At 63.3% G+C, this 14,100-nt stretch carries 11 protein-coding genes; 8 read left to right on the top strand and 3 right to left on the bottom strand.

The features are described 5' to 3' along the window. Nucleotides 1-12: 12 nt before the first annotated feature. Complete coding sequence (locus tag KH389_RS25790; RefSeq protein ID WP_043863423.1) at nucleotides 13-1,389, bottom strand: glutamine synthetase family protein; 1,377 nt, start codon at nucleotides 1,387-1,389, stop codon at nucleotides 13-15. A 603-nt stretch (nucleotides 1,390-1,992) separates the two neighbouring features. Here KH389_RS25790 and KH389_RS25785 point away from each other — a divergent pair. The 7 genes from KH389_RS25785 (at nucleotide 1,993) to KH389_RS25755 (ending at nucleotide 10,292) form a co-directional block, all read left to right on the top strand. Beyond that, nucleotides 1,993-3,351, top strand: coding sequence for a glutamine synthetase family protein (locus tag KH389_RS25785; protein ID WP_213606505.1), 1,359 nt, complete (start codon nucleotides 1,993-1,995; stop codon nucleotides 3,349-3,351). A 48-nt stretch (nucleotides 3,352-3,399) separates the two neighbouring features. Further along, nucleotides 3,400-4,758, top strand: a complete 1,359-nt coding sequence (locus tag KH389_RS25780) for an aspartate aminotransferase family protein (RefSeq protein ID WP_043863425.1) — start codon at nucleotides 3,400-3,402, stop codon at nucleotides 4,756-4,758. A gap of 169 nt (nucleotides 4,759-4,927) precedes the next feature. Beyond that, a complete protein-coding gene (locus tag KH389_RS25775) occupies nucleotides 4,928-6,025 on the top strand; it encodes a polyamine ABC transporter substrate-binding protein (RefSeq protein WP_043863426.1) in 1,098 nt (365 codons plus the stop codon). A gap of 164 nt (nucleotides 6,026-6,189) precedes the next feature. Continuing rightward, the gene (locus tag KH389_RS25770) at nucleotides 6,190-7,284 is read left to right on the top strand and encodes a polyamine ABC transporter substrate-binding protein (protein WP_043863427.1); all 1,095 of its coding nucleotides are present in this window, start codon (nucleotides 6,190-6,192) and stop codon (nucleotides 7,282-7,284) included. Nucleotides 7,285-7,342: 58 nt separating this feature from the next. Further along, nucleotides 7,343-8,485, top strand: a complete 1,143-nt coding sequence (locus tag KH389_RS25765; RefSeq protein WP_043863428.1) for an ABC transporter ATP-binding protein — start codon at nucleotides 7,343-7,345, stop codon at nucleotides 8,483-8,485. Between the two features lie 35 nt (nucleotides 8,486-8,520). Continuing rightward, nucleotides 8,521-9,402 (top strand): ABC transporter permease subunit, encoded by an 882-nt coding sequence (locus KH389_RS25760; RefSeq protein WP_173925095.1) that lies wholly within the window; start codon nucleotides 8,521-8,523, stop codon nucleotides 9,400-9,402. After that, nucleotides 9,399-10,292, top strand: coding sequence for an ABC transporter permease subunit (locus KH389_RS25755; protein WP_043863430.1), 894 nt, complete (start codon nucleotides 9,399-9,401; stop codon nucleotides 10,290-10,292). Before KH389_RS25760 ends, KH389_RS25755 begins: the two co-directional genes overlap by 4 nt. A 102-nt stretch (nucleotides 10,293-10,394) precedes the next feature. Here KH389_RS25755 and KH389_RS25750 read toward each other — a convergent pair whose 3' ends face one another. Beyond that, nucleotides 10,395-12,767 carry a penicillin acylase family protein gene (locus KH389_RS25750; protein ID WP_213606503.1) on the bottom strand — a complete coding sequence of 791 codons (2,373 nt, stop codon included), beginning with the start codon at nucleotides 12,765-12,767 and terminating at the stop codon, nucleotides 10,395-10,397. Nucleotides 12,768-12,867: 100 nt separating this feature from the next. Here KH389_RS25750 and KH389_RS25745 point away from each other — a divergent pair, with 100 nt between their 5' ends. Then, on the top strand, nucleotides 12,868-13,416 hold the full coding sequence (locus KH389_RS25745) for a sugar O-acetyltransferase (RefSeq protein WP_043863432.1): 549 nt from the start codon (nucleotides 12,868-12,870) through the stop codon (nucleotides 13,414-13,416). On the opposite strand, the gene KH389_RS25740 is transcribed toward KH389_RS25745, so the two are convergent. Next, a complete protein-coding gene (locus tag KH389_RS25740; protein ID WP_213606501.1) occupies nucleotides 13,413-13,970 on the bottom strand; it encodes a DUF6436 domain-containing protein in 558 nt (185 codons plus the stop codon). The genes KH389_RS25745 and KH389_RS25740 overlap by 4 nt on opposite strands. Between the last annotated feature and the right edge of the window lie 130 nt (nucleotides 13,971-14,100).

Genomic DNA, 14,100 nt, shown 5'->3' with positions numbered 1-14,100 from the left:
GGCGAATGGACCTTACACGGTGTGCAGGTACCAGTTGTACTCAAGGTCGGAGATGGAGTGTTCGAACTCCTCCAGCTCGCTTTCCTTGCAGGCCACGAAGATATCGATGTACTTCGGATCGATGTACTTGGCCATGATCTCGCTGTCGTCCAGCTCGCGCAGTGCATCACGCAGGTTGTTCGGCAGGCTCTGCTCGTTCTGCTCGTAGGAGTTGCCCACCATCGCCGGGCCCGGTTCGACCTTGTTGGTCAGACCGTGGTGCACGCCCGCCAGTACGGCTGCCATCAGCAGGTACGGGTTGGCGTCGGCACCGGCCACACGGTGCTCCAGGCGCACGGCGTCCGGCGTGCCGGTCGGTACGCGCAAGGCCACGGTACGGTTGTCCAGGCCCCAGGTCGGGGAGTTGGGCACGTAGAACTGGGCACCAAAACGGCGGTACGAGTTGACGTTCGGGCACAGGAACGCCATCGACGCCGGCAGGGTCTCGAGCACACCGCCGATCGCGTGACGCAATGCGGCGTTCTGCTCGGGATCCTCGCTGGTAAAGATGTTCTTGCCATCCTTGTCCAGCACCGAGATATGCACGTGCAGACCATTGCCCGCCTGGCCAGGGTACGGCTTGGCCATGAAGGTGGTGTCCATCTCATGGTCGTAGGCGATGTTCTTGATCAGACGCTTGAGCAGTACCGCGTAGTCGCAGGCCTTGATCGGGTCGGCCACGTGGTGCAGGTTCACTTCGAACTGCGCCGGGGCACTTTCCTTGACGATGGCGTCAGCCGGGATGCCTTGTTCCTTGGCACCTTCCAGAATGTCCTGCAGGCAGTCGACGTACTCGTCGAGGTCGTCGATCAGGTACACCTGGGTGGAGATCGGACGCTTGCCCGAGATCGGCGAGCGCGGCGGCTGTGGACGGCCGTTCACGTTCTCCTGGTCGATCAGGTAGAACTCCAGCTCGAACGCGGCGCAGATGGTCAGGCCCAGGTCGTCGAACTTGCTCACCACCTGGCGCAGCACTTCACGCGGGTCGGCGAAGAACGGCTCGCCCTCGAGCTCGTGCATGGTCATCAGCAGCTGCGCGGTAGGGCGCTTCTGCCAGGGCTCGTTGGAGAGGGTGCCGGGGATGGGATAGCAGATACGGTCGGCATCGCCGATGTCCAGGCCCAGGCCGGTGCTTTCGACGGTGGAACCGTTGATGTCCAGGGCGAAGAGGGAGGCCGGCAGGTTGATGCCTTTCTCGTAAACCTTGTGCAGGCTCGTGCGTTCGATGCGCTTGCCACGCACCACACCATTCATATCTGCAATCAGAAGGTCAACGTAGAGAACCTCAGGATGTTCCTTAAGGAACGCGTTCGCTTCGTTAAGCTGAACGGCACGCGGGGGTACCGACATGATGCAACACCTTTGTTGTTAAAAATATCAATCAATGGGGGCTTGCAGGTTCAGTCAACGCGAAAGCCCTGCTGAAGTCAAGCCAGCCCCATCATGCCCTAAAACGGCGCTGAAGCGGCATTTTTGCTGCAAATGAGGGCGTCGACAAGGCCTGCTTTGGTAGCGAGACAGCGACTTTGAGCGGGCCGTATTCTATTTTTTACAGGGGTGTTGTGTAAAAAAATGAACAAGGCTAAGCTCGGTTGCAACCCATAACAGCAATAATACCGGGGGTTACATGTCTCGCCAGCCGACAATCGGCGTCACCGGCCGCACCGCGCGGATCGGTCTGCACGCCCGCCGCACCCACGGCAGATACCGCGTGGCCGTGCGCCGCCACCTGGCCGCAATAATTGACGGCCTGGGCTGCATGCCCGGTATCGCACCCTCTTCTGTAATCGACTGCCACCACTATAGCCGGCCAGGCGGCCCAGCGGGTATTGCCCTGCGCGTTCGCCCCGTGGCAGGTGCTTTGCTTTAGCGTCGTGCGGCATCCAGAATGAGCAGGACGGCCCAGCCTGGGCGTCCTGACGTCAGTCCAGACATTTACCTCCTGAGGTATTTATGAGTAACAACCTCGACCAGCTCACCGATTGGTTGAAAGAGCACAAGATCACCGAAGTCGAGTGTCTGATCAGCGACCTCACCGGTATCACGCGCGGCAAGATCTCCCCCACCAACAAGTTCATTGCCGAAAAGGGCATGCGCCTGCCCGAAAGTGTGCTGTTGCAGACGGTGACCGGCGACTACGTCGACGATGACATCTATTACGAGCTGCTCGATCCGGCCGACATCGACATGATCTGCCGCCCCGACGAGAACGCGGTATTCCTGGTGCCATGGGCCATCGAGCCCACCGCGCAGGTGATCCACGACACCTACGACAAGCAGGGCAACCCGGTCGAGCTGTCGCCGCGCAACGTGCTCAAGAAGGTCTTGAAGCTCTACGCCGACAAAGGCTGGCAGCCGATCGTGGCGCCGGAGATGGAGTTCTACCTGACCAAGCGCTGCGAGGACCCGGACTTCCCGCTGCAGCCGCCCATCGGTCGCTCCGGTCGCCCCGAAACCGGTCGCCAGTCGTTCTCCATCGAGGCCGCCAACGAATTCGACCCGCTGTTCGAGGACGTCTACGACTGGTGCGAACTGCAGCACCTGGACCTGGACACGCTGATCCACGAGGACGGCACCGCGCAGATGGAAATCAACTTCCGTCACGGCAACGCGCTGTCGCTGGCCGACCAGTTCCTGGTGTTCAAGCGCACCATGCGCGAGGCCGCGCTCAAGCACAACGTCGCCGCCACCTTCATGGCCAAGCCCATGACCGGCGAGCCGGGCAGTGCGATGCACCTGCACCAGAGCATCATCGACGTGAACACCGGCAAGAACATCTTCTCCAACGAAGACGGCAGCATGAGCCAGCTGTTCCTGCACCACGTCGGTGGCCTGCAGAAGTTCATCCCGTCGGTGCTGCCGCTGTTTGCCCCCAACGTCAACTCGTTCCGCCGCTTCCTGCCCGACACCTCGGCGCCGGTCAACGTGGAGTGGGGCGAGGAGAACCGCACCGTGGGCCTGCGCGTGCCGGATGCCGGCCCGCAGAACCGGCGTGTGGAAAACCGCCTGCCCGGCGCCGACGCCAACCCTTACCTGGCGATTGCCGCCAGCCTGTTGTGCGGCTACATCGGCATGGTCGAAGGCATCAACCCCAGCGCGCCGGTCAAGGGCCGCGGTTACGAGCGGCGCAACCTGCGCCTGCCGCTGACCATCGAGGACGCCCTTGAACGCATGGAGAACTGCAGCGCGCTGGAGCCGTACCTGGGCAAGAAATTCATCGCAGGCTACGTCGCCACCAAACGCGCCGAGCATGAAAATTTCAAACGCGTGATCAGCTCCTGGGAACGCGAGTTCCTGCTGTTCGCGGTCTGATAAACCCCGGGGCCGCAGGAGCGCGGCCGTCAGTCATCGGAGAAGCACATGAGCGTCAAGAACCCGCAAACCCGCGAGTGGCAAGACCTGAGTCGTGATCATCACCTGGCGCCGTTCAGCGACTACAAGCAGCTGAAGGAAAAAGGCCCGCGGATCATCACCAAGGCCAAGGGCGTGCACCTGTGGGACAGCGAGGGCAACAAGATCCTCGACGGCATGGCCGGGCTGTGGTGCGTGGCCGTCGGCTACGGCCGTGAAGAACTGGCCGAGGCGGCAGCCAGCCAGATGCGCGAGCTGCCGTACTACAACCTGTTCTTCCAGACCGCCCACCCGCCGGCGCTGGAGCTGGCCCGGGCGATCACCGAGGTGGCCCCTGCGGGCATGAGCCATGTGTTCTTCACCGGCTCCGGCTCCGAAGGCAACGACACCAACCTGCGCATGGTCCGCCATTACTGGGCGCTCAAGGGCAAGCCGCAGAAGCAGGTGATCATCGGTCGGGTCAACGGCTATCACGGCTCCACCGTGGCCGGCGCTGCCCTGGGCGGCATGAGCGGCATGCACGAGCAGGGCGGTACGCTGCCGGGCATCGTGCATATTGCGCAGCCGTACTGGTTCGGCGAAGGCGGCGACATGACCCCGGACGCGTTCGGCGTATGGGCCGCCGAGCAACTGGAGAAGAAGATCCTCGAGGTCGGCGAAGACAACGTGGCCGCCTTTATCGCCGAGCCGATCCAGGGTGCTGGCGGGGTGATCATCCCACCAGAAACCTACTGGCCGAAGATCAAGGAAATCCTCGCCAAGTACGAAATCCTGTTCATTGCCGATGAGGTGATCTGCGGTTTCGGTCGTACCGGCCAGTGGTTCGGTACCGACTACTACGGCCTCAAGCCCGACCTGATGACCATCGCCAAGGGCCTGACTTCGGGCTACATCCCCATGGGCGGCGTGATCGTGCGTGACGAAGTGGCGGCCGTGCTCAGCGAGGGCGGCGACTTCAACCACGGCTTCACCTACAGCGGCCACCCGGTGGCGGCAGCGGTGGCCCTGGAAAACCTGCGGATCCTGCGCGACGAGAAAATCATCGAGCGCGTTCAGGCAGAAACGGCACCGTATTTGCAGAAACGTCTGCGTGAGCTGAACGATCATCCGCTGGTGGGCGAGGTCCGTGGCCTGGGCATGCTCGGCGCGATCGAGCTGGTCAAGGACAAGGCGACCCGCACCCGTTACGAGGGCAAGGGCGTGGGCATGATCTGCCGCCAGTTCTGCTTCGACAACGGGCTGATCATGCGCGCCGTGGGCGACACCATGATCATCGCGCCGCCGCTGGTCATCACCTGCGAGGAGATCGACGAGCTGGTGGAAAAGGCACGCAAATGCCTGGACCTGACGCTCGAAGCGTTGAAGTGAGCAGGTGCTAGGCTCAGCCTTGGGTTGAATGGCGATCTGCGGCGCACTCTGGTTGAAACCGCGCCGTGGATCTTGCCAGACTAGCGACTGTTTCAGTCGCCCAGCGCTTGCGCCGAACGAGTCGGTCGCTGAACAGATGGTTTCTATAAAAAATTCTGGAGCATTACGCATGAAGAAAATGGGCAAGACGCTGTTGGCCGCTACCCTCGCGGGGTTGATGGCCGGTGCTGTTCAGGCGGACGACAAGGTGCTGCACGTCTACAACTGGTCCGACTACATTGCGCCGGACACCATCGCCAAGTTCGAGAAGCAGTCGGGCATCAAGGTGGTCTACGACGTGTTCGACAGCAACGAAACCCTGGAAGCCAAGCTGCTGGCCGGCAAGTCGGGCTACGACGTGGTGGTACCGTCCAACAACTTCCTGGCCAAGCAGATCAAGGCCGGTGTGTACCAGGAGCTGGACAAGTCCAAGCTGCCGAACTGGAAGAACCTCGACGAAGACCTGCTCAAGGCCGTGGGCGATGCCAGTGACCAGGGCAACAAGCATGCCTTCCCGTACATGTGGGGCAGCATCGGCATCGGCTACAACCCCGAGAAGGTCAAGGCCGCGCTGGGCGTCGACAAGATCGACTCGTGGGACGTGGTGTTCAAGCCGGAAAACATCGCCAAGCTCAAGAGCTGCGGCGTGAGTTTCCTCGACGCACCGACCGAAATGATCCCGGCGGCCCTGCATTACCTGGGCAAGCCGACCAACAGCAAGGACAAGGCAGACCTGAAGGCCGCCGAAGACCTGTTCCTGAGCATTCGCCCATCGGTGGCGTACTTCCATTCCTCCAAGTACATCTCGGACCTGGCCAACGGCAACATCTGCGTGGCCGTGGGTTACTCGGGTGACCTGGAGCAGTCCAAGGCCCGTGCCCACGAAGCGGGCGACAAGGTCAAGCTGGCCTACAGCATTCCGAAAGAAGGCGCCGGCACCTTCTATGACATGGTCGCGATTCCCAAGGACGCCACCAATGTCGAAGCAGCCTACAAGTTCATGGACTTCCTGATGCAGCCGGAAGTCATGGCCGAGATCACCAACGCCGTGCGCTTCCCGAACGGCAACAAGGCAGCCACCGCTCTGGTGGACAAGGACATCTCCGGCGACCCGAGCATCTACCCGTCGGATGAAGTGAAGAAGCACCTGTACGCGATCAGCGACCTGGATGCAGGCACCCTGCGCCTGATCACCCGCAGCTGGACCAAGATCAAATCGGGCAAATAAATCCGGTTTTTCCCGTCAGGCACTGAAAAACAGTGCCTGAACGGGGCTCGAGGGCAAATTCTTTTTGCTCGATGGGTGTATCGAAGGTAAGTTGCGCGCCGGTTTGCCGGTACCGCAGGCGTATCTGCCAAACGACTCGGGCACTTTTGTAGAGGACCTCCCACTTGTCTACTTCACATTTTCGCAAGGCCGTCCTGGCCACAGCGAGCCTGACGCTGGCGATCAGTGTCCAGGCGGCGCCCACGGTGCATATCTACAACTGGTCGGACTACATCGGCCAGACCACCCTTGCGGACTTCGAAAAGGAGACCGGCATCAAGCCGGTGCAGGACGTCTTCGATTCCAACGAAACCCTGGAAGGCAAGCTGCTGGCCGGTCGCACCGGCTATGACGTGGTGGTGCCGTCCAACCATTTCCTCGGCAAGCAGATCAAGGCGGGCGCGTTCCAGAAGCTCGACAAGACGCTGCTGCCCAACTATTCCAATCTCGACCCGGCCCTGATGAAGCGCCTGGAGAAGAACGACCCGGGCAACCAGTACGCGGTCCCCTACCTGTGGGGCACCAATGGCATCGGCTACAACGTCGAGAAGGTCAAGGCCGCGCTGGGAACCGACACCATCGATTCATGGGCCGTGCTGTTCGAGCCGGAAAACATCAAGAAGCTCTCCAAGTGCGGCGTGGCGTTCCTCGACTCGGCCGACGAGATGCTGCCGGCGGTGCTCAACTACATGGGCCGCGACCCCAACAGCACCAACCCCAAGGACTACGCCGACGCCGAGAAGAAGCTGCTGGCCATACGGCCCTACGTGACCTACTTCCACTCGTCCAAGTACATCTCGGACCTGGCCAACGGCGACATCTGCGTGGCCGCCGGCTTCTCCGGCGACGTGTTCCAGGCCAAGTCCCGCGCCGAAGAGGCGGGCAAGGGCGTGGAAATCGCCTACGCGATCCCCAAGGAAGGCGGCAACCTCTGGTTCGACATGCTGGCGATTCCCAAGGACGCCAAGAACGTCAAAGAGGCCCACGCCTTCATCAACTATCTGCTCAAGCCTGAGGTCATCGCCCAGGTCAGCGATTACGTCGGTTACGCCAACCCGAACCCCAAGGCTGGCGAACTCATGGACCAGAGCGTGCGAACCGACGCAGCGGTTTACCCACCGCAAGAGGTGCTGGACAAGCTGTACGTCAACTCAGAGTTACCCCCCAAAGTGCAACGTTTGATGACCCGAAGCTGGACCAAGATCAAGTCGGGCAAGTAACTATCCAGGGCCCGTCACGGCAGGGGCGGGCACCAAAATCTTGTTGGGAGTTTCACACATGGCAGTTGCCTCCGGTGCCTATAAGAAAGCCCTAGAAGGCGATCAGCAACCTAAACAGGTGCTGGTCAAGATCGACCGGGTTACAAAGAAGTTCGACGAAACCGTAGCGGTGGACGATGTGTCCCTGGAGATCAAGAAGGGCGAGATCTTCGCGCTGCTCGGTGGCTCCGGCTCGGGCAAGTCCACCTTGCTGCGCATGCTGGCAGGGTTCGAGCGCCCGACCGAAGGGCGGATCTTCCTCGATGGCGTGGACATCACCGATATGCCGCCCTACGAGCGGCCGATCAACATGATGTTCCAGTCCTACGCGCTGTTCCCGCACATGAGCGTGGCCGACAACATCGCCTTCGGCCTCAAGCAGGACCGCATGAGCAAGGACGAGATCGAGGCGCGGGTGGCCGAGATGCTCAAGCTGGTGCACATGACCCAGTACGCCAAGCGCAAGCCGCACCAGCTCTCCGGTGGCCAGCGTCAGCGTGTGGCCCTGGCCCGTTCGCTGGCCAAGCGGCCCAAGCTGCTGCTGCTCGACGAGCCGATGGGTGCGCTGGACAAGAAACTGCGTTCGCAGATGCAGCTGGAACTGGTGGAGATCATCGAGCGCGTGGGCGTGACCTGCGTGATGGTGACCCACGACCAGGAAGAGGCCATGACCATGGCCCAGCGCATCGCGATCATGCACCTGGGCTGGATTGCCCAGATCGGCAGCCCCATCGATATCTACGAAACCCCCACCAGCCGCCTGGTGTGCGAGTTCATCGGCAACGTCAACCTGTTCGAAGGCGAAGTGGTCGAGGACGCCGAGGGCCACGCGCTGATCGCCAGCCCCGAGCTCGAGCGCAAGATCTACGTGGGCCACGGTGTGACCACCTCGGTCGAAGACAAGCGCATCACCTATGCGCTGCGTCCGGAAAAACTGCTGGTGACCACCGAGCAGCCGAGCTTCGAGTTCAACTGGTCCCATGGCAAGGTGCACGACATCGCCTACCTGGGTGGCCATTCGGTGTTCTACGTGGAGCTGCCAGGCGGCAAGATCGTGCAGTCGTTCGTCGCCAACGCCGAGCGCCAGGGCACCCGGCCGACCTGGGATGACCAGGTCTACGTGTGGTGGGAAGACGACAGCGGCGTGGTCCTGCGGTCATGACAGCGCGCAAGCTCAAGCGAGCGTTTCAGCGATTGATACCCGAAGGGCGTCACCTGGTGATCGGGGTGCCGTTCCTGTGGCTGTTCCTGTTCTTCATGCTGCCGTTCTTCATCGTGCTGAAGATCAGCTTTGCCGAAGCCGACGTGGCGATCCCGCCGTACACCGAGATCTTCACCTACCTCGAAGACAAGGTGCAGCTGGTACTCAACCTGGCCAACTATGGCCTGTTGACCGAGGACGAGCTGTACATCGCGGCCTACCTGGGCTCGTTGAAGATGGCCCTGATCAGCACGATCCTGTGCCTGGCGATCGGCTACCCGATGGCCTACGCCATCGCCAACGCGCGCAAGGAAATGCAGACCGTGTTGCTGCTGCTGATCATGATGCCGACCTGGACGGCGATCCTGATCCGCGTGTATGCGTGGATGGGCATCCTCAGCAACAACGGGCTGCTCAATGCCTTCCTGATGTGGCTGGGGCTGATCGATCAGCCGCTGCAGATCCTCAACACCAACCTAGCGGTGTATATCGGCGTGGTCTATTCGTACCTGCCGTTCATGATCCTGCCGCTCTACGCCAACCTGGTCAAACACGACCAGAGCCTGCTGGAAGCGGCGTCCGACCTGGGTTCGAGCACCTTCAACAGCTTCTGGAAAATCACCGTGCCGCTGTCCAAGAACGGCATCGTGGCCGGCTGCATGCTGGTGTTCATCCCGGTGGTGGGCGAGTTCGTGATCCCCGAGCTGCTGGGCGGCCCGGAAACCCTGATGATCGGCAAGGTGCTGTGGCAGGAATTCTTCAACAACCGTGACTGGCCGGTGGCATCCGCCCTGGCGGTGGTGATGCTGGCAATCCTGATCGTGCCCATCCTGCTGTTCAACCGCAGCCAGGCCAAAGAGATGGAGGGCAGGGCATGAAGCGTTTCAGTTTCTCCAAACTGATGTTGGTGGTAGGCCTGCTGTTCATCTACCTGCCCATGCTGATCCTGGTGATCTACTCGTTCAACGCCTCCAAGCTGGTGACGGTGTGGGGGGGCTGGTCGGTGAAGTGGTACGTGGGCCTGCTCGACAACACCCAGCTGATGGGCTCGGTGATGCGCTCGCTGGAGATCGCCTGCTACACCGCGGTGGCCGCGGTGGCGCTGGGTACCCTGGCGGCGTTCGTACTGACCCGCGTGACCCGCTTCAAGGGGCGCACGCTGTTCGGTGGCCTGGTCACCGCACCGCTGGTAATGCCTGAGGTGATCACCGGTCTGTCGCTGTTGCTGCTGTTCGTGGCCATGGCGCAGATGATCGGCTGGCCGCAGGAGCGCGGCATCGTCACCATCTGGATCGCTCACACCACGTTCTGCGCCGCCTATGTGGCGGTGGTGGTGTCGGCCCGCCTGCGCGAGCTGGACCTGTCCATCGAAGAGGCGGCCATGGACCTGGGCGCGCGGCCGTGGAAGGTGTTCTTCCTGATCACCATCCCGATGATCGCGCCGTCGCTGGCGGCGGGCGGCATGATGTCGTTCGCACTGTCGCTGGACGACCTGGTGCTGGCCAGCTTCGTGTCCGGGCCGGGTTCGACCACCTTGCCGATGGAAGTGTTCTCGGCGGTGCGCCTGGGCGTGAAGCCGGAGATCAACGCGGTGGCCAGCCTGATCCTGCTCAGCGTGTCGCTGGTGACCTTCATGGTCTGGTACTTCAGCCGCCGTGCCGAAGAGCGCCGCAAGCGCGCGATCCAGCAAGCCATCGAAGAAAGCGCCGCGGATTCGTGGAAGCAGCCGGACGTGCGCCGCGCCACTGCGGCGCAGGTCTCGGCCTGATCTGAAAAAGCCATCGCGGGTCACGCTCGCTCCCACAGGTTTTGCGAACACCGCAGACCCCTGTGGGGGCGGGCGTGACCCGCGATGGGCTGCACAGCAGCACTAGGGCACCAGCCGCAACGTCCCCTCGGTCTCCCCCGCCAACCCCATCAGCGCCCGCTGATACCTGCCGTCGATATAGTCCTGCGCCTGATCGGCATAGTGCCTGTCGAACACCACGCCGCTCTGCCCGAGCGGGTTGATGCTCAGCGCCGCCCCCGCATCGGCGAAATCGATCACGCGCCGCGTCGATGGCCCGTAGGTCACCGGCCACGGTGCCGGGCCGATTCTGGATGACAGGTTGTTCGGTACCTCATGCGCGCCCGGCGCCGCGAATGGCCCCACGTTGAACAGCAGGTTCAGCGGCTTCTGCGCACCCAGCGGGTGCCCGTGGGTCAACGTGTGCGCCTTGCCCCACTGCCAGTTCGCCGGGTCCTTGCCCAGGGTGGTGCGCAGGTGCGCCAGGGTGTTGTCCCAGGCCAGCTTGACCACCGTTTCGCGGTCACTGTGCGCGTTGCTGCCCTTGCGCGCCCACCACTGCGAATCCACGTCCGCGGCCAGGCGCGGCAGCAAGGTATCCACCATGCGCGTCGACAGCAGCGTCTCGAACCATTCGTCACCGAGCTCGTCATGGGTGGCGGCGCGGGCGAATTCGTACAGCAGCTGGTTGAACAGTGTGGCGCTGGTCGATTCCACCGGGTAGTCGCCGCGCCACGCGGCCAGTTGCTCGACCAGCTCGCGCTCGTGTACGTCGGTGACCACCTGGCGCAGTACCGACAGCAGCGGTGTGAGCAGGTGCGGGCCATAGGCGGTGGCCGTGTCCAGCTGCAACGCCTGGCTGTTGTGCAGGTCCCACTTCACGCCGGGCGAGGCCAGGTTGTTGTTGAGCTGGCGGCCGCGGTCCGGCGGGTTGTAGTAGCCGGGGATGACCATGCCGGTGGGCGACACCGGCTGGAAGTTGGCCGAGACGATGTAGCCCGCGGCGGGGTTCTCCTGCTGCGGGTTGGCGCTGAACGGGTAGAAGCCGAGCTTGTCGGCCTGGGCCGTGCTGCCGTCGAGAATGAACGCCGGGTTCACCCCATCCGGGCGGATCGGCAACTGCGCTGCCGCCCACCAGCCGATATCGCCCTGTGCGTTGGCCCATACCAGGTTGAGGCCGGGGGCGTGGATCTTGGCGGCGGCCGCACGCATCCTGTCCAGGGTGTTGGCGCGGTTGATGTCGTAAAAGGCCTCCAGGATCGGGTTCTCGGTTTCCAGGAATGCCCACCACATCGCGATCGGCGTGCCGTTTTCATGCCCACTGACGGCGGGGTTGATGATCGGCCCGTGCGGCGAGCGGCGCAGGGTGAGGGTGAGCGGGTCTTCCCCCTTGATCCGGACCTGCTGCTGTGTGGAGGTGAGGTCGTGCCACTGGCCGTGGATCTTCACCTGTTCGGGGTTGTCCGGGTTGACCTGCTCGGCGATCAGGTCGAGGTCGTCGTTCTGGAACATGGTCAGGCTCCAGCCGAACTCGCGGTTGTGTCCCAGCGAGGCGAACGGGTTCAGCGCCTGGTGGTAGCCGTACAGGTGAAAGCCCGGCGCCGACAGTTCGGCCTCGTACCACACCGACGGCACCGAGAAGCGAATATGCGGGTCGCCCGCCAGCAGCGGCTTGCCACTGGCGGTGAGCCTGCCGCTGACGGCCCAGGCGTTGCTGCCCTCGAATTGCGGCAGGCCCGCATCGCCCAGCGCCTGGTGGCTGACCTGGGCGATGCGGCCCAGGCTGCGCCAGTCGGCGGCGGCCAGGTGTGGCGGGGTCTGCACCGCGCCTTCGGGGTCCCAACCCAGGTCGAAGTCGCTGAGGTAGTACTTGCCCAGGTGATCGCGCACGTAGGTCAGCAGCGGCTCGGTACGAAACGCGGCGGCGAAGCTGTAGGCCATGAACCCTGCGATGCTCAGGGTGTCCTCGGCGGTGAACGGGCGCGGTGTGATGCCCAGCACATCGAACTCCACGGGCCTGGGGTGCGAGTCCTGCCAGGCGTTCACGCCCTCCAGGTAGGCTTGCAGGGCCAGCCAGGCCGGGGATTGCCTGTCCTGGCGGGCGACCATGCTGCGCGCCTGCTCGGCAATGCGCAGGCTGCGGAACAGGGTGTCGGTCTCCACCAGCTTGGGGCCCAGTACCTCGGCCAGTTCGCCATTGGCCAGGCGCCGGGTGATTTCCATCTGGAACAGGCGGTCCTGGGCGTGCACGTAGCCCAGTGCGCGGTACAGGTCGGTTTCGTTCTGCGCCTGGATGTGCGGTACGCCGCGCTGGTCGTAGCGCACGCTTACCGGCGCCTGCAGGCCGGCCACGGTGACTTCGCCGGTGCGTTGCGGCAACTTGCTGTGGGCATACCAGTAGCCGCCGCCGGCGACGGCGGCGATGAGCACCGCAAGAAGGGTAAGGCTGCGTTTCATCGGGGCTCCTTGTGCGAGGATCGTTCCTTGCCCTGGCCGGTCAGATGTTCGGCACAGGATAGACCCTGCAACTTAACCCATCCCAGGAAGCCACGGTCCGATGAACCTCAGTGAAAAGCAGAAAATGCTCGCCGGCCAGCTCTATCATGCCGGCTGTCCCGAGCTGCAGGCCGAGCAGATCGCCAACAAGCACTGGATGTACCGCTACAACCATTCCCCCGAACTGCTCAACGAGCAGCGTCATGCCCTGCTGGTCGAGCACTTCGCCAAGGTGGGGGCAGGCGCGGTGATCCGGCCGCCGTTTCATTGCGACTACGGCTACAACATCACGCTGGGCGCCAACGTGTTCGTCAACTTCAACTGCGTGATCCTCGACGTGGTGCAGGTGCACATCGGCGATGACTGCCAGATCGGCCCCGGTGTGCAGATCCTCACCGCCGACCATCCGCGCGATCCGGCCATCCGCCGTTCGGGGCTGGAGAGCGGGCGCCCGGTGAACATCGGCAGCAACGTGTGGATCGGTGCCGGTGCGCTGATTCTGCCAGGGGTGAGCATTGGTGATGATGCGATCATCGGCGCGGGCGCAGTGGTGACCCGCGATGTGCCGGCGGGGGCGACAGCGATGGGCAATCCGGCACGGGTACGCTAGCCGGCCCAGGGGCAATAGCAGCCCACCGCCAGGGTGTGGGTGGCGTTCACGCTGCGGCCCTGGGTGAGGGCCAGCAGAATGGGCTCGATGAAGCTGTTGCTCGAATTGCACGTGGCACCCTCGCTGTAGGGGCCGAAGTAGGCGAGCTGGCCGTTGCGGTCCCAGATCGCTACCGCAGGGCTTGCCGGCAGGTGCTCGGCGCCGGGCAGATCGGCCAGTGGCTTGAGCGCGCCGAGGGTGGCGGGCAGTTGGCCGTGGGTACCGGGCTTTTGCACCACGTAGAACTCCACGCCCTGGGCGGCGAAGTGCTCGGTCAGCTCGGCCAGGTGCTGCTGGTTGCCGACGTTGCAGGGGCAGGCCGGGTCCCAGAAGTGCACCAGGCGGCCGGGGCCGGGGCCGGCGATGTCTTCCGGCAGGCGCAGAGTGTCGCCGGCGAACAGTGCGGTGTGGTTGTCGAAGGGGCGCAGGTAGCGGCCCTGGAAGCTGTCGTAGGCCCACCACAGGCCGGCGGCGCAGAGGAGCAGGGTGAGGCCGGTGAGCAGGTGGCGGGGCATCGGGGGTACCAATTCTGGAAAGGGGTGTATCTTTTCGCCGGCAAGGCCGGCGCCTACGGGCGAGGGGGCGGCACAGGCAACAAAAAAGTCCCCCAGCTTGCCACGCCGTTCGCAACAGATGAATATCACA

Source organism: Pseudomonas qingdaonensis (assembly GCF_018398475.1).
GTDB classification, from domain to species: Bacteria; Pseudomonadota; Gammaproteobacteria; order Pseudomonadales; family Pseudomonadaceae; genus Aquipseudomonas; species Aquipseudomonas palmensis.
This window is presented reverse-complemented; position numbering and strand designations above follow the sequence as displayed.